The organism is Acidovorax sp. sif1233 (assembly GCF_019218755.1).
In the GTDB taxonomy this organism is placed as follows: domain Bacteria; phylum Pseudomonadota; class Gammaproteobacteria; order Burkholderiales; family Burkholderiaceae_C; genus Acidovorax.
Genome location: NZ_JAHUWZ010000004.1, coordinates 535174 through 556404 on the forward strand (window position 1 = coordinate 535174; position 21231 = coordinate 556404).

Below are 21231 nucleotides of genomic sequence, written 5' to 3' on the forward strand. Positions count from 1 at the left end.
CGGCGATCCGTAAGCATAGAAGCCCTGGTCCGGCCCTGGTTGCCACAAAGGTTGCAAATCGTGCCACGCATCGGGCACACTGCCTTGTGTGAAACCCGTTGCCCCCACCCCCGAGCCGGCCTGGCAGGCCCTGGCCCCCGCCAGCGCACCCGCCGTGACGCCCATGGCCTTCGTGCGGGCGATCGCGCTGGCCTACGAACGCCGGGGCATGGGCCCCGAACGCGCCCTGGCGCAGGCACAGATCGCGCCGGAGCTGCTGCACGATCCCCATGCCCGCATCACCGCCTGGCAGATGGAGCAGATCTCCGATGCCGCCATGCAGGAGCTGGACGACGAGGCCCTGGGCTGGTTCAGCCGGCGCCTGCCCTGGGGCAGCTACGGCATGCTGGCGCGCGCGTCCATCAGCTCGCCCAACCTGCAGGTGGCGCTGGCACGCTGGTGCCGCCACCACGGGCTGCTCGCGGACGATATCGCGCTGCACCTCACGGTCCAGGGCGGCACCGCCACCCTGGGCATCGCCGAAGCACGCGACCTGGGCGCGTTGCGCGAGTTCTGCCTGGTCTCGGTGCTGCGCAATGCACACGGGCTGGCCTGCTGGCTGGTGGATTCGCGCATACCGCTGATCGCCGCCGAGTTCGCGTTCGCCGCGCCGCCGCATGCGGACGCGTACGCGGTGCTCTTCCGCGGCCCGGTGGCCTTTGGCGCCCCGCGGACGGCCATCCACTTCGATGCGCGCTACCTCAGCCTGCCCCTGCGGCGCGACGAGCAGGCCCTGCGCCAGATGCTGCAGCACGCCCTGCCCCTGACGGTGCTGCAGTACCGGCGCGACCGGCTGCTGGTGCAGCGCGTGCGCCAGCTGCTGGGCGCCCCCGTGGCCGGGCAACTGGCGCATGCGCTGCCCCAGCACAGCGCCGAATCGCTCGCGGGCCTGCTGCATGTGTCGCCGCGCACGCTGCACCGCCAGCTCAAGGAAGAAGGCGCCACGCTGCAGGGCCTGAAGGACGAGGTGCGCCAAAGCCGCGCCGTGGACCTGCTGCACCGCACGGACCGCCCCATCAAGCAGGTGGCCGAGGCGGCGGGCTTCGTCAACGAGAAGAGCTTCATCCGCGCGTTCCGCGGCTGGACGGGGGACTCGCCGGCGGAGTTCCGGCGCAAGGCGCGCAACGCCGCATGAAGCGGTGCGGCGCTGCGTGACGAGCGTCGCCAGGACGGCACCGGCCAGCGCACTTTCGCCACCCGCCACTACACTGGCGGGCCCGGTCACCACACCGCCATGCCCCCACCGCACCAATGATCCATCTGTACCACTGCGTCAGCGCCCGCTCCTTCCGCCCGTTGTGGATGCTGGAAGAGCTGCGGCTGCCGTACGTGCTGCACATGCTGCCGTTTCCGCCGCGCGCACACGCCCGCTGGTTCCTGGAAGAGAACCCGCTGGGCACCGTGCCGCTGCTGGTGCAGGGCAAGGCGCCACACCAGGTGCGCATGACCGAATCGGCCGCCATCTGCCAGTACCTGGCCGCCGCGCACCCGGACGCCGGGCTGGACGTGCGCCCCCCCGACCCGGCCTTTGGCGCCTACCTGAACTGGCTGCACCTGGGCGAGGCCACGCTCACCTTTCCGCAGACGCTGGTGCTGCGCTATGGGCGTTTCGAACCCGCGGACCGCAAGCAGCCCCAGGTGGTGGAGGATTACAGCCGCTGGTTCCTGGCGCGCCTGCGCGCGGTGGAGGCCGCCGTGGCCCGCAGCGACTACCTGTGCGCGGGCCGCTTCACGGCGGCCGATGTGTCGGTGGGCTATGCGCTGCTGCTGGCCGAGCACCTGGACCTGGAGCCGCAGTTCGGCGAGGCCACGCGCGCCTACTGGCAGCGGCTGCAGCAGCGCCCCGGCTACCAGAGGGCCCTGGCGGCGCAGATCGAAGCGGCCGAGGACCAGGACGTGCCCACCACCCCCGCGCCCGACACGCGGCCCTGAGCCAGGGACGAAAGGCCTGCCCGCGCGGGCTGTCGGCCTACCGGCCCCGCGCCTCTGTCACTGCGACGGCTGCGGCGACCTGGGTGCGCCGTGCAGCAATGACTGCACCAGCGCGCGGAACTCGGGCGAATGCCGCAGCACGCTGCCGCCGGCCTCGATGAGGTCGGTGACCTCTTCGTGGGAGATGGAGAACGCCGTGGGCACCTGCAGCAGGCGCCGCCGCGCCACGTCGTCCGGCGCGTCGCGCAGGTTCACGGGAATCACATGGATCTCGGCATCGGGCGCGAAGGCATCGCCGCTGCCCGTGGAGCCCGCGGCCAGGGCCTGGCGCCACTGCTGGGTGATGTCGCGCAGGAACTCCTGCGTCTCGCGCGTGGCGCGTGCGCCGGTGCCGAACAGCAGCGCATCCACCACCTGGGCCATGTTGGGCACCTGGTCGCTCATGTCGATGTTGACCGACGGATCGCGCTCCGCGTTCACGGTGATCAGCACCAGCTTGCGGATGGTGGCGGGCGGGATGCCCACCTCGCTGAACGTCTGGCGCAGGCCGCCGCCCGCCAGGGCCCGGTCCAGCAGGCGCTGCACGCCCAGGTTGTCGGCCAGGCCACCGTCCACCAGGTGGATGTAGGGCTTGCGCTGCGCGTCGGTGTAGCTCAGTTCGTGCGCGCGGTACAGCCGGGCACGGTAGTCGCCAGCGGCCGCGGCGCGCGCGCTGGCCGTGGAGCCGGTGCGGCGTTCAGGGCACTGGTCGGCGTAGTTCTTGAGCGTCATCGGGCTGAGCAGCAGCGGCACGGCCGACGAGGACGCGACCGCAAACGACAGCGGCACCTTGCGCAGGTCCGAGCAGATCAGCGTGAACTGCTCCCAGGTGAACTCGAAGCCCGTGCCCAGCGACATGTCGGTGGCGGTGATGAACAGTTGCGGGTGGCGCGGGCGCCGCTCCACATCGCCGAAGGTCAGCCCGCCGTACAGGTCGTCCAGCCGCCGCGCGAGCAGGTGGGTGCGGCCCAGCCAGGGCGAGGTCAGGTCCACCAGGTTGCCGGGCCGCAGGGCCTGGGTGATGAGGCTGTTCTGGAAGTTCTGCCGCAGGAAGTCGTGCTCGAACCGGGGCAGCCCCTCGATGCCATGCGCCGCGAAGTAGGCGGCAACAATGCTGCCGCCCGACACGCCGCTCACCACGTCCGTGGCGTCCAGCAGGGTGGTGTCCCGCCCATTCCAGCGAAAGCGGGTCTGCTGCATCTCGGTCAGCACGCCGAAGCCGAAGGCGGCCGCGCGCGCGCCGCCGCCCGAAAGCGTCACGGCCACCAGGATGGTGGGGTCGCGCTCGGACTTGCGCACGGGGATGTCCCGGTCTTCGGGCGGCAGCGGCTCGTTGATCCAGGGGCGCACCGACGAGCAGCCCATGAGAACGCCGAGGGCCGCGAGCGCGGCGCAGTTGCGTAGCCACCGTGGCAGCTGGCTGCTGTGCTTGGGCATGGCGTGTCCTGGTGCGAACAGCAGCGGTCAGCAGCCCAGCAAGGCCGGCAGCTCGGCCATGCTGCGAAACACCTCAGACGCCCCCGCCGCGCGCAGGGCCTCGCCATCGTCCAGCGGCGCATAGGCAAACACCGTGGCGCCCGCCGCCACCCCCGCAGTGACGCCCGTCACCGTGTCTTCGACCACCGCGCAGCGCAGGGGCTGCGCCTGCAGCGCGGCGGCCGCCGCCAGGTACACGTCCGGCGCGGGCTTGGTGCGCGGCATTTCGTGGCCGCTGAAGATGCGGCCCTCGAAGAAGGGCGTGAGGCCCACCTTGGCCAGCTGCATCTCCACCTTGTGCCGGTCGGCCCCCGAGGCGCAGGCGATGCGCCCGCCGTGGTGCGCGTGCACGCGCTCGATGGTGCCGTGGATGTGCTCGATGGCCGTGAGGCGCTGGTCCAGCTCGGCATTGCGCCGCGCATAGAAATCGGCCATCCATGCATCGGTGAGCGGCCGGCCGGTGTGGGTCTCGATGCGGGCGGCCTCGCTGCGCACGGTCTTTCCGATGAAGATGCGCATGCACTCCTCGGCGCTCAGGGCCCAGCCGGCCTCCGCGAGCATGTCGCGCAGCACGCCGTTGGTGATGGGTTCGCTGTCCACCAGGACCCCGTCGCAGTCGAACAGTATTGCTTCAAATTTCATAGCTTATGGCACTTATGGATAAAGGGCTTGAGGTCATTTTCATGCAAACTTCAACCGTGGACATCGCCATCCACATAGAACCAGCGCCCGCCTTCGCGCACGAAGCGGCTGGTCTCGTGCAGGCGCACGGCACGGCCGCCCACGCGGTAGCGCGCCACGAACTCGACTTCCGCACGGCCTTCGCCCGTGGCGCGGTGGCCGCGCACCGCAAGCCCGAGCCACCGCGCGCCCGCATCGAAATCCATCGACGCGGGGCGCGTGGTGGGGTGCCAGGTGGCCTGCAGGTACTCGGCCCGCTCGCCCACGAACGCGGTGTACCGGGACCGCATGAGGCTTTCGGCGTCGGGCGCGGGCGCCGCTTCCAGATGGTCCACATAGCGGCCGCAGCAGTCGGCATAACGCAGCACGGCGGCCGTGCCGCCGGCGCGCCGGCCCGCGGGCGCCACGGTGCGTCCGCACGGGCAGGGTGCGCTGTCGGCCAGGGCCATGGGCGGGGTGCGCATCGCGGTGAACGGCGATCAGCGCAGCGCGCCGAACACCTTGCGGGCGATGGCACTGCCCGCGCCGGCCGGGTCCTGGCGGATGCGGCGCTCTTCCTCGCCGATCATGGTGTACAGGCCATCGAGCGTCTTGCCGGTGACGTACCGCGCCAGGTTGGCCTCTTCGGGCTTGAGCAGTCCGAAGCCCGCGGCCTTGCCAGCGAAGGCGTTGTACTTCTGGGTGAGGCCCACCTTCTCCGTCGCCTGGTCCACCACCGGCAGGAAGCGCTCCCCCAGCGGCACGCGCGTCTTCTCGGCGAAGAAGGCCGTCACCGAGGTGCTTCCTCCCGCCAGGATGTTCTTGGCGTCCGTCACCGTCATGTTCTGCACCGCGCCCACGAGCAGGTCCTTGCCCATGGGCACGGCGGCCTCGGCGGCGCGGTTGATGGAGGTGACCAGCTCATCGACGCGCTTGCCCTGGCCCAGCGACTTCATGACCTTGGCCGCGTCGTCCAGGTAGCCGGGAAGCCCGATGCGCACCTTGGGATTGCCCAGGAAACCGTCGGGCCGCCCCAGCAGCGACACCGCGGCCTGGGCACCCTGGCCCAGCGCGGCCTTGAGGCCACCCGTGGCATCCGCATTGGAGAGATCGCCCAGCGACAGGGCCCAGGCCTGCTGCCAGCTGGCGCACAGCAGCGCCCCCAGGGCACTGGCTTGGTGGAATTGGCGGCGTTGCATGGAGGTGTTTTCTTTCTGTGAAGGGACCGGGGCCGCACGGGGTGTGGGCCGGCCTGGCAGGTGGCATGTCCGGGATTTTCGCTCAGCGCCGTAGACTGGCACGCGACACAACCCTCCAAGAAGGAGCCTGCAATGTGGGAAATGAATGTGCCGTGGTGGGAGTTCGTGCTGCGCGGCGTGGTGGTCTATGTCTTTTTGCTGGTGTTCCTGCGCCTGACAGGCAAGCGGCAGACAGGGCAGTACGCGCCGTTCGACCTCGTGCTGCTGCTGATCCTGTCCAACGCGGTGCAGAACTCGATGAACGCGGGCGACAACTCGCTGGTGGGCGGGCTCGTCTCGGCCACCACGCTCATCGGCTGCCACGTGGTGCTGGCGCAGCTGACGTTCCGCTTCGCGTGGATGGAGCGGCTGATCGACGGCACGCCGCGGGTGCTGGTGGAGCAGGGACAGGTGAACGCCGACCTCCTGCGCAAGGAGCTGCTTTCACCGGACGACCTCGAGGCCGCGCTGCGCGCCAGCGGATGCCTGCACCTGCACGAGGTGGAGCGCGCGACCATCGAGACCAATGGGCAGATCACGGTGGTGCTGCGGCGCCGGGGCAGTGGCGGCTGAAATTCCGCCCCCGCCCCCGTCCAGCCGCCCGGCCGTGCCCGCGGGCCGCCACGGCCCGCAGGGAGCACGGGGGTTCAGTTCTGGGTGTAGCAGGCCTTGTTCTGGATGGAGATGTCGGCCGAGGCCTCCACGGCGGCGGCCGAGCCGAACAGGCTCGGGTTCTGGTCGCCCAGCGGGCACAGATAGGGGCCCTTGCGCGCCCACACGGTGCGCGAGGTCAACCCCGTGACCTGGGCCCAGCTGCCCCAGAAGGCGGCGAGCGTGGGTGTCGCGCCCGTGCGGTCAAACGTGAAATTGCCCCCATCGCCCCCTTGCCCGCCAATGACCGCGCCCGCGGCGGTGCAGTTCCCGTCGGAGTAGGTCGCCACGCCCAGGCTGACCGTGGCCCGGGTCTCGCCTTGCCGCACGATGCGCCACAGCGACCGGCCCCATTGGCCCGGGCCGATGGGCGTGCAACGCTCCTGCTTCCAGTCCCCCTGCGGCAGTGCCACGGCCGTGGTGCAGGCCACCTCCACCGAGCCGACATGGGCCGAACCCACCGTGCCGCTGCCGTTGCGCACCGCGCAGTTCTGGCCTGCGGGCGGGGTCTTCACCGTGACGGCATAGGGGCTGCCCGTGGCCACCGCCGTGGAAAACGCGAAGCCACCGTTGCTGGCCAGGGACAGGTCATCGCCGCCGTTGTTCTGCAGCACCACTGCGCCGCCCGCCAGGCCCGATACCGAGCCCCCCACCGTGAAGGTGGCCGCCGCCAGGTTCTCGCAGCGCACCTGCACATCGCCCACGTTCGCGGTGGCGGTGCCCGTGCCTTGCGCCACGGCGCAACGCTGGCCGCCGGGCTGCGTCCTGACGGTGACGGCATAGGCCACGCCGCGGTCCAGCCGGGCCGCGAACACAAAACCGCCGTTGGCGCTCAGGGCCAGGTCATCGCCGCCATTGTTCTGCAGGGTCAGCGCCTTGCCGGCGCCCAGGCCGACCACGGAGCCCCCCACGGTGAAGGCCCCGGCCGTGGGCGGGGGCGTGGTGCCGCCGTCGCCATCGCCGCCCCCGCAGCCCGCCAGCAACACCGCGGCCAGCCCAAGAGGGGCCCAGCGGACTGCGGGCCGTGCGTGGTGCCGGGTGAACTTTGCGCTTGTGGGGGTCATGAACGGAAACCTCCTGGGTGGTGAATGAATGGGTGAAACGGGGGCGGATTCTGTGCGGCACGCCGCCCGCCGCAAAACCCTACCGAGGTAGGGTTTGCGCGCCGCCCCTTCCGGTCCACACTTGGCAGAATTTGCTTTGCTGCGGCATCCTGGCGCCCGGCGCCGCAGCGCCCCCCGGCCCCCATGTCACCCTATGCACTCATCCTGGACGACCACCCGCTGGTAGCACGCGGCGTGGCCGAATTCCTGCGCTTGCGCCTGCCCTACCTGGAGGTGGCCGTGGCCGGGTGCGCCGATGACTTTCTGCCGCTGGTGGCCACGCGGGGTGCCCCCGCCATCGCGCTCGTCGACTTCTGGCTGGCCGAAGGTGCCGCGCTGGGCCTGATCGCGCTGGTGCGCGAGCACTGCCCCGGCACCGCGCTGGCGGTCGTCAGCGGCGACGACGACCCGGCCATGATGGAGCGCGTGCGCCAGGCGGGCGCGCACGGCTTCATCCACAAGCAGACTCCGCCAGAGATCTTCGCCCAGGCGGTGGAGGCCCTGCTGGGCGGCCTGGCCTGGTTTGTGCCCGCCCCCCCCGGCAACCAGCCCCCGCGCAGCCGCGACCTGCCGGTCACGCCTGCCGAACTGGGCCTGTCGGTGCGCCAGGGCGAAATCCTGGCGCTGGTGCTGCAGGGGCTGCCCAACAAGCGCATCGCGCTGCAGTACGACCTGTCGGAGAGCACGGTCAAGGAGCACATGAGCGCCATCCTCCTGCGCCTGGGCGCACGCACCCGCGTGGAGGCCATCACGGGACTGCGCGGGCGCCGGCTGGTCCTGCCCGATCCACCCGCCTGAACACCGGCCCGCCCGCGCCCCATGCCACTCCAGTTCTTGCCGCGCCGCTGGTTTCCCCACCCCCATCCCCGCGCCGGCACCGGACCGGGCGAGCGCGGCCAGGTGCGCATCCCGGCCTGGACCGCGGTCCACGCCCGCGCGGCCCTGGGCATGTGGCGGCAGGTGCGCCGGCTGCGGCGCCGCCGGGAGGCGGCGGCCACCTTCGCAGGCACATGACGCCCAACACCAAGGCCCCGGGCCACGCGCACGGCGCGCCCAGCGCACAAGGCTGGCTGCTGCTGCTCGAAGCCTCTTTTGCGCGCCTGCGGCTGGGCATGTCGGTCATGCCCGCCATGGGGCTGCTGTTTGGCCTGCTGCTGGGCTGGCAGGGTGGGCAGGCCATGCCGCTGCTGGCGTGGGGAGGCGCATACCTGCCCGTGTTGCTGTTCGTGGGGTGGGGCCACCGGCAGTACCGGCGCGAACGCGCCTTGCGGCCGCCCGAAGTCCTGCTGCCCCCCTGGACCCGCCGCGTGTGCTACCTGGCCCTGGTGCACGGGGTAGGTGTTTCACTCTCGATAGCGTTGTCGCTGGGCCACGCCAGCTACGAATTCATGCTGTTGCTGCATATCACGCTGGCGGGCATTCTGGCCGCCAACGCAGCGCAGATGACCGCCACGCTCGCTGTCTACCGCATGTATTTCGTGGGTGCGGTGGGTGGGCTGGCGATGATCCCCTGGGCGTTTCCGGCGCAGTGGCCGTTTGTACTGCCCATGACGCTGGTGATGGCCGCCGTGATCTACCGCAGCGCCATGAACTCGCACCGGTTCTTCGTGCGCCAGGTGGTGCTGGAAGAGCGCAGCCGCGACCTGGCCGAGCGCTACCGCGAGGCCAGCGACGCGGCCGAAGCCGCGCTGGCCGAGAAGAACCGGTTTCTGAGCACCGCCGCTCACGACCTGCGCCAGCCCGTGCACGCCATGGCGTTGCTGGCCGAAGCCATTGCGCTGCAGGGCCAGGACCACCCGCACATCGGCCCCTTGCTGGGCCAGTGGCGGCTGAGCATGCACTCGCTCAGCCAGATGTTCGACGCCCTGCTCGACCTGTCGCGCATCGAATCAGGCACGGTGGAGCTGCGGCCCGCGCCCGTGCCGCTGGCCCACCTGTTCGACGACCTGCGCCACCAGTTCGTCACCGAAGCCACCGCGCGCGGGCTGGCCCTGCGCATGCGCCCGCCCCCGGCGCACGCCACGGTGCTGGCCGACCCCGCGCTGGTGCGGCAGTCGCTGGCCAACCTGGTGCACAACGCCTTGCGCTACACACTGCGGGGCGGGGTGTTGGTGGGCGCACGGCAGCGCGGTGGCCACTGGCGGCTGGAGGTGTGGGACACCGGCGAAGGCGTGGCACCACAGGAGCAGGCCGCCATCTACCAGGCCTTCTACCGCCCGCAGAGCGCGGGGCACCTCCACCGCGAAGGCCACGGCCTGGGGCTGGCCGTGGTGGCGCGCTGCGTGGCGCTGATGGGTGCACGCCAGGGCATGGCCTCGCGTCCGGGGCGGGGGTCGTGTTTCTGGATCGAGCTGCCGGCCACGGCCGCGCCTGCGCTGGCGCCCGACGCACGTGGCACCGCCGCGCCACGCACCTGGCCCCGCCTGCAGGGCCGGTGCCTGGTGCTGGACGACGATCCCCACGTGCTGCGGGCCTGGTCGGCCCTGCTGGGCGGCTGGGGCATAGCGTTGCGCACCGCCCGCACCCCCGGCGAGGCCCACGCCCACCTGGACAACGGCTTTGCACCGCAGGCCATCCTGTGCGACCAGCACCTGTCGTCGGGCGATAGCGGCTTTGACGTGCTGCGCGCCCTGCTGGAGCGCTGCCCCGCCGCGCGCGGAGCCATGGTGAGCGGCGAGTTTGACTCACCCGCCCTGCACGAGGCCGATGCCGAGGGCTACCTGGTGCTGCGCAAGCCCGCGGATGTGGACGCGCTCCATGCGGTGCTGGCCCAGTGGCTGCCGCCGCAAGAAACTTGAACAAAACAGGCCCTGGCGCTTTCCCATTCTGCGCCAACAGCTATTCAATTCGTAGCAATCAGCATCAAGCCAGCGCACGCTGAATGATGATCTTCTGCACGTCGCTCGTGCCTTCGTAGATCTGGCACACGCGCACGTCGCGGTAGATGCGTTCCACCGGGAAGTCGTTCACCACGCCGTAGCCGCCCAGGGTCTGGATGGCGGCGCTGCACACGCGTTCGGCCATCTCGCTGGCGAACAGCTTGGCCATGGCGGCTTCCTTCAGGCAGGGCCGGCCCGCATCGCGCAGCGCGGCGGCGTGCCAGATGAGCTGGCGCGCGGCTTCGATCTGCGTGGCGCAGTCGGCCAGGCGAAAGCCCACGGCCTGGTGGTTGAAGATGGCGGTGCCGAAGCTCTCGCGCTCTTTCGAATACGCCAGCGCCGCATCGAAGGCACTGCGTGCCATGCCCACGCTTTGCGCGGCGATGCCGATGCGGCCGCCCTCGAGCGCGCCGAGGGCGATCTTGTAGCCCTCGCCTTCCGCGCCGATCAGGTTTTCGGCCGGAATGCGGCAGTGGTCAAAGTTGATCTGCGCGGTGTCGCTGCTGTGCTGGCCCAGCTTGTCTTCGAGCCGCGCGACCACGTAGCCCGGGTTGCTGGTGGGCACGAGGAAGGCGCTCATGCCCTTCTTGCCCGCGCCCTTGTCGGTCACGGCGATGACGATGGCCACGTGGCCGTTCTTGCCGCTGGTGATGAACTGCTTGACGCCGTTGATCACGTATTCGTCGCCCTGCCTGACGGCCGTGGTGCGCAGTGCCGAGGCATCGGAGCCCACATGCGGCTCGGTCAGGCAGAACGCGCCCAGCATCTCGCCACGGGCCAGCGGCGTGAGCCAGTCGCGCTTTTGCTGGGCGTTGCCATAGCGCATGAGGATGGCGTTGACCGGGCAGTTGGTCACGCTGATGGCGGTGCTGGTGCCGCCGTCGCCGGCCGCGATCTCTTCAAGCACCAGCGCGAGGGTGACGTAGTCGAGGTGGGCGCCGCCAAATTCTTCGGGCACGCAGATGCCATACGCGCCCAGCGCGGCCAGGCCCTGGTGCGCCTCCTTGGGAAAGTGGTGTTCCTTGTCCCAGCGCGCGGCGTGGGGCCACAGCTGTTCCTGCGCGAAGTCGCGCACCGCGTCGCGGATCATTTCCTGGTCTTGGGTCAGCAGCATCGGGGTTGTCTCCAGAAGTCGTTGTGGGTTCGGTCGAAAGAGTTACCAGTGGGTGGCGCGGCGGCCGTCGTGGTGCAGCAGGCGGCCCTTGTCGGCGGCGGTGACGCCCGCCACGGTGGCGCGCAGGCCGCGTACGCTGTCCTGCACCGTCAGCGCGGCGCCTTCGCCGCCCATGTCGGTCTGCACCCAGCCGGGGTCGATGGTGATGAGCGTGGCGCCTGGGTAGTCATGCTGGGCCGCGGCCACCGCCATGTTCAGCGCCGCCTTGCTGGTGCGGTACAGCCAGGAGCCGCTGCCCGGCACGCTGCCAATCTGCGACATGGACGAGGACAGGAACGCGAACACGCCCTGCGCGTCGGCCACCAGGGGCGCGACCTGCGGCAGCGCCTGCATGGCGCCCAGCACGTTGGTGTGCATGACGGCGTCGAAGTCCTGCTGCGTGGGCGGCGTGAGCGCGTTGGGACGGCGGATGACGCCCGCCACGTACCAGGCGGTCTCGATCTTTTCGCCGTCCAGTTGCCAGGCCAGCCCGCTCACGCTGGCGGGGTTGGCCACGTCCACGGTGAGCACCTCGGCGCCCAGGGCCTGCACCCGTTCGCGGCCCGCGTCGTCGCGCACGGTGGCGATCACGCGGCGGCCCGCCTCGGCGTACTGGCGCACCAGCTCCAGACCGATGCCGCGCGATGCGCCGATGACAAGTATGGATTTCATGGTTGAAATTTGGATTGAATTGGGCCCTGGCGCCTATATATCAAGCGCCAATAGCTATCAAAATAGTAGCAATCACTCTCAACACCCTCAAGCGTCGCCGAGCTGCTGCTCCTGCGCCAGTTGGGCGCGGTAGCGTTGCAGCATCGCCACTTGCGACTCAGGCTCGGTGGCGAGGCCCATCTGGTCGTGGATCATCTGGCCCATGGTGGGTAGCGCGGCGCGGTCCACCTGCGCATCAGCCGACCACAGCCGCGAGCGCATGAAGGCCTTGGAGCAGTGCAGATACGCCTCGGCCACGCGCACTTCGATCACTATCTTTGGGCGCTGGCGCTCGGCCGTGAAGAAGTCGGTGTACAGCGCCTCGTCGCGCAGGCGCGCCGTGCCGTTCACCCGCAGGGTTTCGTCCACGCCCGGAATCATGAACAGCAGGCCGATGCGCGGGTCGTCGAGCAGGTTGGTCAGGGTGTCGAGCCGGTTGTTGCCCCCCGCGTCGGGCAGCAGCAGGGTGTGCGCATCGGGCGACTTCACGAAACCGGGCGCACCGCCGCGCGGCGAGGCATCGAGCAATGCGCCATGGAGGCCACCACTGGCCACCACGCAGAACGGCGACAGGGCAATGAAGCGCTGGCAGTGCGCATCCAGCTGCGGTTGCTGCTTGTGCAGGGCCCGCTCGCTTGGGGCGGCATACAGGGCGCGCAGCTGCTCGGTGGTTTCGATCATGGTCGCGTCCAGGTCAATGCGCGGCAAATTCGAAGTAGCCGGACCACGCCGGGTCATAGGTGGTGGACAGCACCAGCGACTCGGCCTCGTCCCGCAGCAGCAGGGGTGCCAGCGCCTGCCTGGCCAGTTGCTCGTCGCCCACGTAGTAGACGGCCTTGCGGCGCCCGGCACGGGTCAGGGTGTAGGCCAGGATGCCCAGCTGGGGCAGCTCCAGCAGCGTGGCGGCCTGGTCCTGCAGCGCCTGCACGGCGGCCAGCTCATCGCGGTCCCCCACGGCCAGGTCCAGCACCAGCGCGTGCGACAGGTCGGCGCGCATGGCCACGGGGCTGGCGCTGCGGTTGACCATGACAATGGCGGTGTCCTCGCGCACCCCGGGGCCTTCGTCGTCGTCGCCATCTCCGGGCTCGCCGCCGAACGCCAGCGTCATGCCCGACCAGTCGTGTTCACCCGCCGGGAAGTCTCCCGTGCGGCCCAGCGTCTCGACCCAGTAGCGATCAAACACCGGAGGCAACTGGCTGAGTGGGACCCACTGCGCCTGCGGGTCGCCAGCCTGCCCGACAAAATCCACCGCCCCCACCTTGACGGCGAAGTCGTACTCGCCGAGCACATGGTCGAGCATGATGAACGCCATGTTGCGCGCATGGTCCTGGTAGTCGCTCGGGATCTCGCGGCCAAAGCGGATCTCCAGCGCGGCCTGCCCGCCATCCTGGTCCAGGGCGATGAGCACCTCGGACGTGGCCAGCTGGAAACCGTCCATGCCGATGGGAAAGTCCGGCTGCGTGGTGCGCTCGCGGAACGCGCGCACGCGGTAGTTCTGCAGCGCGGGCGCGGCCGCCACCGCCTGCATCAGCAGTGGAAATTTTTCGGTGCTGCCGTGGGCGGTGACGATGAGGTCCACCACCGCATCGCCGTCGCCGCCGGACATCTCCAGCGCCAGGCCGCCCAGGTGGCGCTCGATGAGCGCGTTGGCGGACTCGACCCGCTCGCGCAGCGGCTGGGCCTGGAGCGATGCCTGGGCATCGGAAAACGCGCGCCAGAAGGCGGTGATCTCGGGAGAGGGTGCGGTCATCACTGTCCTTGTGAAAAGAGCCAAATCATCCCATCTCCCTCCCGCATCAAACGAGTTCCAACGCCACCGCCGTGGCTTCGCCGCCGCCGATGCACAGCGTGGCCAGGCCCTTGGTCAGGCCCCGTGCCTGGAGGGCATACATCAGCGTGACCATGATGCGGGCGCCGCTGGCACCGATGGGGTGGCCCAGGGCGCAGGCGCCGCCGTTCACGTTGACCTTGTCGTGCGGCAGGTCCAGCTCTTTCATCAGCGCCATGGGCACCACGGCGAAGGCCTCGTTGATCTCCCACAGCTGCACGTCGCCCACTTCCCAGCCGGCCTTGGCCAGCGCCTTCTGCGTGGCGCCCAGGGGGGCGGTGGCGAACCACTCGGGCTCTTGCGCGTGGGTGGCGTGGCTCACGATGCGCGCCAGCGGCTTGGCCCCGAGCTTCTTCGCGGTGGATTCGCGCATCATCACCAGCGCGGCGGCGCCGTCGTTGATGCTGGAGCTGGATGCGGCGGTGATGGTGCCGTCCTTCTTGAAGGCGGGCTTCAAGGTGGCGATCTTCTCCAGCTTGACCTTGCCCGGGCCTTCGTCCACCGACACCACGGTCTCGCCCGCGCGGGTCTTGACGGTGACGGGCACGATCTCGGCCGCGAACGCGCCGGACTCGGTGGCGGCCTTGGCGCGCTGCACGCTGGCCGTGGCGAACGCGTCCTGCTGCTCGCGCGTGAACTGGTACTTGGCGGCGCAGTCTTCGCCAAAGGTGCCCATGCTGCGGCCTGCTTCATAGGCGTCTTCCAGGCCGTCGAGCATCATGTGGTCGAAGATGCGGTCATGGCCCAGGCGGTAGCCGCCGCGGCCCTTCTGCAGCAGGTAGGGGGCGTTGGTCATGCTCTCCATGCCGCCGGCCACCATCACGTCGTGCGTGCCGGCCAGCAGCATGTCGTGCGCCATCATCGCGGCCTTCATGCCCGAGCCGCACATCTTGCTGAGCGTGACCGCGCCAGCGCCCTTGGGCAGGCCGCCCTTGAAGGCCGCCTGGCGTGCGGGCGCCTGGCCCTGGCCGGCCATCAGGCAGTTGCCGAACAGCACCTCGCCCACGGCGTCGGGTGACACACCGGCGCGCTCGATGGCGGCCTTGATCGCGGCGCCGCCCAGGTCGTGCGCGGCCAGGCTGGAAAAGTCGCCCTGCAGCGAGCCCATGGGGGTGCGCGCGGCGCCGACGATGACGATGGGGTCTTGGGTGGATGCGGACATGGTGCAAATCTCCTGGGAAGGGTTCAGACGAAAGTCGGGGGTTGAATGAAATGGACTACCGGGCCGGCGCGCCCTGCGCGAAGCGCCGGTCCGTGTCGTAGGGAAAAACGTCGAACATGTGGCCCGCCTGGATGCGCTCCTTGTGCGACTGCCAGAACGCGGCGTCGAGCAGGTCGGCGTGGTGCGACATGAACACCTCGCGCACGGCGTCGTTGCCGAGCAGGAAAGGGCCGAAGGTTTCGGGGAACACATCGCGCGGGCCCACGCTGTACCAGACCTCGCCGCTCATCTCTTCCTCCTCGTTGCGCGGCGTGGGCACGCGGCGGAAGTTGCAGTCGGTGAGGTATTCGATCTCGTCGTAGTCGTAGAACACGACCTTGCCATTGCGCGTGACGCCGAAGTTCTTCCAGAGCATGTCGCCGGGGAAGATGTTGGCGGCCACGAGGTCCTTGATGGCGTTGCCGTATTCGATGACGCTGTGCTCCATCTGCTGGCGCGCACGCGGGTCGGAGAGCCCGGTGTCAAAGGCCTCCTGCAGGTAGATGTTGAGCGGGATCATGCGCCGCTCGATGTACAGGTGCTTGATGATGACTTCGGTCTGGCCGTCGCCATCGCGGTCGCTGATCTCCAGCTGGCTGGGGGCGAACTTCTCGATCTCGGCAATCAGTGCATCGTCAAACCGGTCGCGGGGAAAGGCCACCTCGCTGTACTCCAGCGTGTCGGCCATGCGGCCCACGCGGTCGTGCTGCTTGACCAGCAGGTACTTGGCCTTGATCTGCTCGCGCGTGGTTTCCTTCTGGTGCGGGAAATAGTCCTTGATGAGTTTGAACACGAACGGAAAGCTCGGCAGGTCGAACACCAGCATCACCATGCCCTTGATGCCGGGGGCGATGCGAAACTGATCGCTGGAATGCTTCAGGTGGTACAGGAAGTCGCGGTAGAACAGGGTCTTGCCCTGCTTGGCCAGGCCCAGCGCGTTGTAGATCTCGGCGCGCGGCTTGCGCGGCATGAGGCTGCGCAGGAACTGCACGTAGGCGCTGGGCACCTCCATGTCCACCATGAAGTAGGCGCGGGCGAAGCTGAACAGCATCTGCATATCGTCTTCGCCGAACAGCGCGGCGTCGATGAACAGTCTGCCAGCATCGTCGTGCAGGATGGGCAGCGCAAACGGCACTTCGTTGAAGCCGTTGATGATCTTGCCCACCACATAGGCGCCCTTGTTGCGAAAGAACAGGCTGGTGAGCACCTGAATCTGGAAGTTGGCGCGCAGCCGCACCTTGTCGAGACGGCCGCGCACGGCGGCCACCACGCAGGCACTGTCTCGCGCCAAGTCCGCAAACTCGCGTTGCAACTGGAAGTTCTCGATGATGGTCTGGAACGTCTCGTGCAGATTGTCGCGGGAGGGGTAGTACGCGCGGTAGGTGGGGCGCGCTGCGGGCTCTTCGTTCTCGATGTATTCGGTGCTGACCGCAGGCCGCACGAAGATGAAGTCGTTGTGGAAATGCGTGCGGTGCAGGATCTTGGTCGTGACCGAGTTGAAGAAGGTCTCGGCCAGTTCGGGCTGGTGGTGGTTGACCAAGAGGCCGATGTAATGCAGCTTGATCTGGTGCCACACGTCCATGGGCTGCGCGCCCGCGCTGAATTCCTTCTCCAGCCGGCGCACGCATTCTTTCACGCGCAGGTCATAGAACTCGATGCGTTCGCGCTGCGCCCGCTGCTGGCCGTGCCAGTCGCCGGTTTCGAAGCGGTGCTTGGCCCGCGCCGACTCGGTGCGGAACAGCCGGTAGTGCCGGTTGAAACCGTCCATCATGGCCTTGGCAATGCCGTAGGCCTGGGGAGCATCAAGCCGTTGCGGGAACATGGCAGTCTTTCAGCGCAGGCATCGCAATGCGGTCAGGCAAGAGGCGGGCTATTGCCTTTTGACGGCAGCCACACCGGCGATCGCCGCCTTGTACAGCGAGTCCAGGCCTTCGGTGCTGCCCACGGACATGTGCAGGTTGTTGATGAGACCGTCCTTGAGCCCATAGCACCAGCCGTGCAGCGTGACCTTCTGGCCCCGTCCCCACGCATCGAGCATCACCGTGGTCTGGGCGATGTTGACCACCTGCTCGATGGCGTTGAGTTCGCACAGCACGTCGTGGCGCCACTCCGGGGCGGTGGCGGCAATCAGGTCGCGGTGGCGGTCGCGCACGTCCTGCACATGGCGGATCCAGTTGTCGGCCAGGCCCACGCGCGTGCCTTCCAGGGCCGCCAGCACGCCACCACAACCATAGTGCCCCACCACCATGAGGTGCTCGATGTGCAACTGGTCCACCGCGTACTGGATGGTGGAAAGACAGTTCAGGTCGGTGGGCACCACCACATTGGCCACGTTGCGGTGCACGAACACTTCGCCCGGCTCCAGGCCCGTGATCTGGTTGGCGGGCACGCGGCTGTCGGAGCAGCCGATCCACATGTACTTGGGCTTTTGCTGGGCCAGCAGGCTGGTGAAGAACCCGGGCCGCTCGCGCTCCATCTGGGCCGCCCAGGCGCGGTTGTGAACAAACAGGTCGTCGATCGAGGAGGGCATGTTGTCCTTGGAGAGTCAGTGAAAGAAGTGAAGCTCAGCAGGTTTCGGCAAACAGCTCGCGGCCGATCAGCATGCGGCGGATCTCGCTGGTGCCCGCACCGATCTCATACAGCTTGGCATCGCGCCACAGACGGCCGAGCGGGTATTCGTTGATGTAGCCATTGCCACCGTAGATCTGCACGCCTTCGCCTGCCATCCAGGTCGCCTTTTCCGCGCACCACAGGATCACGCTGGCGCAGTCCTTGCGCACCTGGCGCACGTGGTCGGTGCCGAACATGTCGAGGTTCTTGGCCACAGTGTAGGCAAACGAGCGCCCCGCCTGCAGCACGGTGTACATGTCGGCCACCTTGCCCTGAATGAGCTGGAACTCGCCAATGCTCTGGCCGAACTGCTTGCGGTCGTGAATGTACGGGATCACGTTGTCCATCACGGACTGCATGATGCCCAGCGGGCCGCCGGTCAGCACCGCACGTTCGTAGTCCAGGCCGCTCATCAGCACCTTGGCGCCCTGGTTCAGGCCACCGAGCACATTCGCGGCGGGCACTTCGACATTGTTGAAAACCAGCTCGCCCGTGTGGCTGCCACGCATGCCCAGCTTGTCGAGCTTTTGCGCAATGCTGAATCCCGGCATGCCTTTTTCGATCAGGAAGGCCGTGACGCCACGCGCGCCCATTTCGGGTTCGGTCTTGGCGTACACCACGAGGGTGTCGGCATCCGGACCATTGGTGATCCACATCTTGTTGCCGTTGAGCAGGTAGTAGCCCCCCTTGTCCTCGGCCTTGAGCTTCATGCTGATCACATCAGAGCCCGCGCCCGGCTCGCTCATGGCCAGCGCACCCACATGCTCGCCACTGATGAGCTTGGGCAGGTACTTGGCCTTTTGTGCCTCGCTGCCGTTGCGGTTGATCTGGTTCACGCACAGGTTGCTGTGCGCGCCGTAAGACAGGCCCACGGAGGCGCTGGCGCGGGAGATTTCCTCCATGGCCACCATGTGGGCGAGGTAGCCCAGGGCGGCGCCGCCATATTGCTCGGGCACCGTGATGCCGAGCACGCCCAGGTCGCCCATCTTGCGCCACAGGTCCATGGGGAACTGGTCGCTGCGGTCGATCTCGGCCGCGCGCGGCGCGATCTCGGCCTGCGCAAAGTCGCGCACGGCATCGCGCAGGGCATCGATATCCTCGCCCAGTTGGAAGTTGAGGCCAGGCAGGTTGGCGGGAATGCTCATGGTGAATGTCTCCTCAAAACAGATTGTGGAAGGTGGCTTGTTCAGCCTTGGATGTTGTCGCGCCCGGTGACGGCCATGAGGGTGCACCCCATGGTGGCCACCAGCTTTTCCTGGGAGTTTTCTATGGCGAAGGCACGGCCCTCGCACACGGTGATGGTGCGGCCGGGCTTCAGCACCCGTCCCTCCATGCGAAAACGCTGGCCCTTGGCGGGGGCCAGCAGGTTGATCTTGAATTCGATGGTGAGCACGGCGGCGTCGGGGCCCATCAGGGTGAACCCCGCATAGCCACAGGCCGAATCCAGGGCGGTGGCCACCATGCCGGCATGCAGGAAGCCATGCTGCTGGGTAAGTGCCGGAGCCCATTCGAGCTCGATGTCGACCGCCCCCGCCGCCACGCGGGCCAGGCGCGCGCCCAACGTCTGCATGGCGCCCTGAAGGGCGAAGCTGGCGCGCACGCGCTCCGCGTAGTCAGCGCACCGGGGCTCAAGGGGGGGCGTGCTCAAGGCAATCTCCTGATCAGCATTTACGTTTACGTAAACGTCAATTATGAATCATTTTTGCTTTTCGACCTTCAGCAGGAGTGCCCGCGCCTCGTTTTCATGCTCCTGGACCTCCTCCAGATTGGCCTGCAGGTCAGCCATCTGTTCCTCGAGCTGCTTGCGATGGACGACAAGCACATCCAGAAACTTGCGCAGCTGCACGCCCGTGTCGCGGGGACTGTCGTACAGGTCGATGATCTCCTTGGCCTCCGTCAGCGACAGCCCCAGTCGCTTGGCGCGGAGCGTGAGGCGCAATCGGGTCCTGTCACGGGCACTGTAGACGCGGTTTCGGCCCGCTGGTCCCGTGCGTTCCGGTTGCAGCAGGCCCATGTCTTCATAAAAGCGGATCGCCCGCGTGGTGAGATCAAACTCTTTGGCGAGATCGCTGATGGTGTAGGTGTTGGCCATGGTGGGTACTGCGTGCAGCAAGGTCGGTTTCGCACAGGAGACAGCCCCGCGGCCGCAGCTCCCTACAATGCATCGGATGCATGACGTTTACGTTAACGTCAATGCTAACCCATACCACGACCGCCATGAACCCACTCGAACACCAGATCCACTACCCGCTTGGCGATGCACTCCCTCCGCAGGGGGGCACCATGGAAGTCGCACCTGGCGTCAAGTGGATCCGCATGGGCTTGCCATTCGCGCTGGACCACATCAACCTGTGGTTGCTGCGCGACCGGCAACCCGACGCCGACGGCACCATGGTCAGCGGCTGGACGGTGGTGGACTGCTGCATCGACAGTGCGACCACGCGTGCACAGTGGGAGCAGGTTTTTGCGAGCAGCCTGGAAGGGTTGCCGATTTTGCGCGTGATCGTGACCCACATGCATCCGGACCACATCGGGCTGGCGCATTGGCTGTGCGACCGATGGAAAGTACGCCTTTGGATCAGCGCCACCGACTACAACGTGGCGAGAACCGCGGTATACGACCGCAATGGATTCGGTGGCGAGGCCAGCGCCGACTTCTATGCCCTGCATGGCATGCAGGATGTGGAATTTCTCCAGCATGTCCGGGGACGCGTGTCGTACTTCCCGACCCTGGTGCCCGCCCTGCCGCCGACCTTCCGCAGGCTTATGGAAGGTGATGTCATCGAAATCGGTGGCCGCGATTGGCAGTGCATCAGCGGGTACGGGCATGCGCCTGAGCACATTGCCCTGTATTGCGCGGAATTGTCCTCCCTGATCAGTGGCGACATGGTGTTGCCGCGCATTTCCACCAACGTCAGCGTCCACGCGGCAGAACCCGAATCGGACCCTCTGCGGCTTTTTTTGGCCTCCCTGCTCCGGTACCTCGCATTGCCGGCTGACACGCTTGTGCTGCCGTCTCATGGCAAACCCTTCCAGGGATTGCATGAACGCATCCAGCAACTGCAGAACCATCACCGGGATCGGCTGGCAGAAATCCTGGAGGCTGCGAAATCGGGCCCTTTGTCAGCGGCGGATGTGCTGCCCATCATGTTCAAGCGAAAGCTGGATGCCCACCAGATGACCTTTGCGATGGGCGAGGCACTGGCCCATCTGCACCTGCTGTGGTTTGACCGCCAACTGCATCGGGTTCTCGACGCCGCTGGCGTTCACAGGTTTGAAACCCCACGCAAGCATTGAACTTGCGCGAACCGCCGGTGCATTGGAGCTCAGGCGTCTTCGTCACACGTGTGGGTGGCGCAGTGGTGGAAAGGCGCTGCCCCGTATAGGCAGGTGCCGCAGAGTGATGAAGAAGACGTGTGGCGGGTTTTTCGCGAAGCGGGGGCACAAGAGCAGGGTGAGTCCATTCCATCAGACGCTCATAGAGCTCACCAAGGTCCAGACCTGCAGAGAACCCAGCTGAATGGATGCTTGCTTTTCGCCGCCCCCAAAGCAAAAAACCCCAGTCATTGCTGACTGGGGTTTTCTGGGCTGTAAGAGCCTGACGATGACCTACTTTCACACGGGAACCCGCACTATCATCGGCGCAAAGTCGTTTCACTGTCCTGTTCGGGATGGGAAGGAGTGGTACCAACTTGCTATGGTCATCAGGCA

At 67.9% G+C, this 21231-nt stretch carries 22 protein-coding genes and 1 rRNA gene; 7 read left to right on the forward strand and 16 right to left on the reverse strand.

Annotation, left to right across the window (positions count from 1 at the left end; genetic code table 11):
* Positions 1-163 precede the first annotated feature (163 nt).
* The gene (locus tag KW843_RS16785; RefSeq protein WP_255594798.1) at positions 164-1174 is read left to right on the forward strand and encodes an AraC family transcriptional regulator; all 1011 of its coding nucleotides are present in this window, start codon (positions 164-166) and stop codon (positions 1172-1174) included.
* A 116-nt stretch (positions 1175-1290) separates the two neighbouring features.
* A complete protein-coding gene (locus KW843_RS16790; protein WP_218296280.1) occupies positions 1291-1971 on the forward strand; it encodes a glutathione S-transferase family protein in 681 nt (226 codons plus the stop codon).
* A gap of 57 nt (positions 1972-2028) precedes the next feature.
* Here the strand turns inward: KW843_RS16790 and KW843_RS16795 are convergent, their stop codons facing one another.
* Genes KW843_RS16795 through KW843_RS16810 form a run of 4 tightly spaced genes read right to left on the reverse strand, consistent with a single transcriptional unit; the run spans position 2029 to position 5345 of the window.
* On the reverse strand, positions 2029-3447 hold the full coding sequence (locus KW843_RS16795; RefSeq protein ID WP_218296281.1) for a patatin-like phospholipase family protein: 1419 nt from the start codon (positions 3445-3447) through the stop codon (positions 2029-2031).
* Positions 3448-3474: 27 nt separating this feature from the next.
* Positions 3475-4128 carry an HAD family phosphatase gene (locus KW843_RS16800; protein WP_218296282.1) on the reverse strand — a complete coding sequence of 218 codons (654 nt, stop codon included), beginning with the start codon at positions 4126-4128 and terminating at the stop codon, positions 3475-3477.
* Positions 4129-4178: 50 nt separating this feature from the next.
* Positions 4179-4631 carry a YchJ family protein gene (locus tag KW843_RS16805; RefSeq protein WP_255591056.1) on the reverse strand — a complete coding sequence of 151 codons (453 nt, stop codon included), beginning with the start codon at positions 4629-4631 and terminating at the stop codon, positions 4179-4181.
* A gap of 15 nt (positions 4632-4646) precedes the next feature.
* The gene (locus KW843_RS16810) at positions 4647-5345 is read right to left on the reverse strand and encodes a DUF4197 domain-containing protein (protein WP_218296283.1); all 699 of its coding nucleotides are present in this window, start codon (positions 5343-5345) and stop codon (positions 4647-4649) included.
* Between the two features lie 132 nt (positions 5346-5477).
* Here KW843_RS16810 and KW843_RS16815 point away from each other — a divergent pair, with 132 nt between their 5' ends.
* Positions 5478-5957 (forward strand): DUF421 domain-containing protein, encoded by a 480-nt coding sequence (locus tag KW843_RS16815; RefSeq protein ID WP_218296284.1) that lies wholly within the window; start codon positions 5478-5480, stop codon positions 5955-5957.
* Between the two features lie 74 nt (positions 5958-6031).
* Here the strand turns inward: KW843_RS16815 and KW843_RS16820 are convergent, their stop codons facing one another.
* Positions 6032-7099: a hypothetical protein gene (locus KW843_RS16820; protein WP_218296285.1), complete on the reverse strand. Its 1068-nt coding sequence runs from the start codon at positions 7097-7099 to the stop codon at positions 6032-6034.
* A gap of 183 nt (positions 7100-7282) precedes the next feature.
* Here KW843_RS16820 and KW843_RS16825 point away from each other — a divergent pair, with 183 nt between their 5' ends.
* From KW843_RS16825 to KW843_RS16835, 3 genes are read left to right on the forward strand one after another with little or no spacing between them, the layout of a single operon-like run.
* The gene (locus KW843_RS16825; protein ID WP_218296286.1) at positions 7283-7936 is read left to right on the forward strand and encodes a response regulator transcription factor; all 654 of its coding nucleotides are present in this window, start codon (positions 7283-7285) and stop codon (positions 7934-7936) included.
* Positions 7937-7957: 21 nt separating this feature from the next.
* The gene (locus KW843_RS16830; RefSeq protein WP_218296287.1) at positions 7958-8152 is read left to right on the forward strand and encodes a hypothetical protein; all 195 of its coding nucleotides are present in this window, start codon (positions 7958-7960) and stop codon (positions 8150-8152) included.
* Entirely contained in the window at positions 8149-9936 is a 1788-nt protein-coding gene (locus tag KW843_RS16835; RefSeq protein ID WP_218296288.1) for a hybrid sensor histidine kinase/response regulator, read from the forward strand. The genes KW843_RS16830 and KW843_RS16835 overlap by 4 nt, the downstream gene beginning before the upstream one ends.
* A gap of 64 nt (positions 9937-10000) precedes the next feature.
* Here KW843_RS16835 and KW843_RS16840 read toward each other — a convergent pair whose 3' ends face one another.
* From KW843_RS16840 to KW843_RS16885, 10 genes are all read right to left on the reverse strand, one after another.
* Positions 10001-11131 carry an acyl-CoA dehydrogenase family protein gene (locus KW843_RS16840; RefSeq protein WP_218296289.1) on the reverse strand — a complete coding sequence of 377 codons (1131 nt, stop codon included), beginning with the start codon at positions 11129-11131 and terminating at the stop codon, positions 10001-10003.
* A 42-nt stretch (positions 11132-11173) separates the two neighbouring features.
* Entirely contained in the window at positions 11174-11842 is a 669-nt protein-coding gene (locus KW843_RS16845) for an SDR family oxidoreductase (RefSeq protein WP_218296290.1), read from the reverse strand.
* A gap of 87 nt (positions 11843-11929) precedes the next feature.
* A complete protein-coding gene (locus KW843_RS16850) occupies positions 11930-12562 on the reverse strand; it encodes a pyridoxamine 5'-phosphate oxidase family protein (RefSeq protein ID WP_218296291.1) in 633 nt (210 codons plus the stop codon).
* Positions 12563-12575: 13 nt separating this feature from the next.
* A complete protein-coding gene (locus KW843_RS16855; RefSeq protein WP_218296292.1) occupies positions 12576-13631 on the reverse strand; it encodes a DUF695 domain-containing protein in 1056 nt (351 codons plus the stop codon).
* Between the two features lie 46 nt (positions 13632-13677).
* Positions 13678-14871 carry an acetyl-CoA C-acyltransferase gene (locus KW843_RS16860; RefSeq protein WP_218296293.1) on the reverse strand — a complete coding sequence of 398 codons (1194 nt, stop codon included), beginning with the start codon at positions 14869-14871 and terminating at the stop codon, positions 13678-13680.
* Positions 14872-14926: 55 nt separating this feature from the next.
* Entirely contained in the window at positions 14927-16732 is a 1806-nt protein-coding gene (aceK, locus tag KW843_RS16865; RefSeq protein ID WP_218296294.1) for a bifunctional isocitrate dehydrogenase kinase/phosphatase, read from the reverse strand.
* A 48-nt stretch (positions 16733-16780) separates the two neighbouring features.
* Positions 16781-17440 carry a carbonate dehydratase gene (can, locus tag KW843_RS16870; protein WP_010466789.1) on the reverse strand — a complete coding sequence of 220 codons (660 nt, stop codon included), beginning with the start codon at positions 17438-17440 and terminating at the stop codon, positions 16781-16783.
* A gap of 34 nt (positions 17441-17474) precedes the next feature.
* Positions 17475-18665 (reverse strand): isovaleryl-CoA dehydrogenase, encoded by a 1191-nt coding sequence (locus KW843_RS16875; RefSeq protein ID WP_218296295.1) that lies wholly within the window; start codon positions 18663-18665, stop codon positions 17475-17477.
* Positions 18666-18706: 41 nt separating this feature from the next.
* Positions 18707-19168 (reverse strand): PaaI family thioesterase, encoded by a 462-nt coding sequence (locus KW843_RS16880; protein ID WP_218296296.1) that lies wholly within the window; start codon positions 19166-19168, stop codon positions 18707-18709.
* Between the two features lie 48 nt (positions 19169-19216).
* Positions 19217-19612 carry a MerR family DNA-binding transcriptional regulator gene (locus KW843_RS16885; RefSeq protein WP_218296297.1) on the reverse strand — a complete coding sequence of 132 codons (396 nt, stop codon included), beginning with the start codon at positions 19610-19612 and terminating at the stop codon, positions 19217-19219.
* Between the two features lie 125 nt (positions 19613-19737).
* Here KW843_RS16885 and KW843_RS16890 point away from each other — a divergent pair, with 125 nt between their 5' ends.
* Positions 19738-20817, forward strand: a complete 1080-nt coding sequence (locus KW843_RS16890) for an MBL fold metallo-hydrolase (RefSeq protein WP_218296298.1) — start codon at positions 19738-19740, stop codon at positions 20815-20817.
* Positions 20818-21116: 299 nt separating this feature from the next.
* Here the strand turns inward: KW843_RS16890 and rrf are convergent.
* Positions 21117-21229 (reverse strand): 5S ribosomal RNA (rrf, locus tag KW843_RS16895).
* Positions 21230-21231: the final 2 nt, after the last annotated feature.

Bases quoted from the DNA above. Each gene is read 5' to 3' on its own strand.
- KW843_RS16840 (WP_218296289.1), bottom strand. From the start codon at position 11,131: ATGCTGCTGACCCAAGACCAGGAAATGATCCGCGACGCGGTGCGCGAC.
- KW843_RS16885 (WP_218296297.1), bottom strand. From the start codon at position 19,612: ATGGCCAACACCTACACCATCAGCGATCTCGCCAAAGAGTTTGATCTC.
- can (WP_010466789.1), bottom strand. From the start codon at position 17,440: ATGCCCTCCTCGATCGACGACCTGTTTGTTCACAACCGCGCCTGGGCG.
- KW843_RS16825 (WP_218296286.1), top strand. From the start codon at position 7,283: ATGTCACCCTATGCACTCATCCTGGACGACCACCCGCTGGTAGCACGC.
- KW843_RS16875 (WP_218296295.1), bottom strand. From the start codon at position 18,665: ATGAGCATTCCCGCCAACCTGCCTGGCCTCAACTTCCAACTGGGCGAG.
- KW843_RS16810 (WP_218296283.1), bottom strand. From the start codon at position 5,345: ATGCAACGCCGCCAATTCCACCAAGCCAGTGCCCTGGGGGCGCTGCTG.
- KW843_RS16820 (WP_218296285.1), bottom strand. From the start codon at position 7,099: ATGACCCCCACAAGCGCAAAGTTCACCCGGCACCACGCACGGCCCGCA.
- KW843_RS16800 (WP_218296282.1), bottom strand. From the start codon at position 4,128: ATGAAATTTGAAGCAATACTGTTCGACTGCGACGGGGTCCTGGTGGAC.
- KW843_RS16830 (WP_218296287.1), top strand. From the start codon at position 7,958: ATGCCACTCCAGTTCTTGCCGCGCCGCTGGTTTCCCCACCCCCATCCC.
- aceK (WP_218296294.1), bottom strand. From the start codon at position 16,732: ATGTTCCCGCAACGGCTTGATGCTCCCCAGGCCTACGGCATTGCCAAG.
- KW843_RS16845 (WP_218296290.1), bottom strand. From the start codon at position 11,842: ATGAAATCCATACTTGTCATCGGCGCATCGCGCGGCATCGGTCTGGAG.
- KW843_RS16890 (WP_218296298.1), top strand. From the start codon at position 19,738: ATGAACCCACTCGAACACCAGATCCACTACCCGCTTGGCGATGCACTC.
- KW843_RS16815 (WP_218296284.1), top strand. From the start codon at position 5,478: ATGTGGGAAATGAATGTGCCGTGGTGGGAGTTCGTGCTGCGCGGCGTG.
- KW843_RS16835 (WP_218296288.1), top strand. From the start codon at position 8,149: ATGACGCCCAACACCAAGGCCCCGGGCCACGCGCACGGCGCGCCCAGC.
- KW843_RS16860 (WP_218296293.1), bottom strand. From the start codon at position 14,871: ATGTCCGCATCCACCCAAGACCCCATCGTCATCGTCGGCGCCGCGCGC.
- KW843_RS16855 (WP_218296292.1), bottom strand. From the start codon at position 13,631: ATGACCGCACCCTCTCCCGAGATCACCGCCTTCTGGCGCGCGTTTTCC.
- KW843_RS16795 (WP_218296281.1), bottom strand. From the start codon at position 3,447: ATGCCCAAGCACAGCAGCCAGCTGCCACGGTGGCTACGCAACTGCGCC.
- KW843_RS16785 (WP_255594798.1), top strand. From the start codon at position 164: ATGGCCTTCGTGCGGGCGATCGCGCTGGCCTACGAACGCCGGGGCATG.
- KW843_RS16790 (WP_218296280.1), top strand. From the start codon at position 1,291: ATGATCCATCTGTACCACTGCGTCAGCGCCCGCTCCTTCCGCCCGTTG.
- KW843_RS16850 (WP_218296291.1), bottom strand. From the start codon at position 12,562: ATGATCGAAACCACCGAGCAGCTGCGCGCCCTGTATGCCGCCCCAAGC.
- KW843_RS16805 (WP_255591056.1), bottom strand. From the start codon at position 4,631: ATGCGCACCCCGCCCATGGCCCTGGCCGACAGCGCACCCTGCCCGTGC.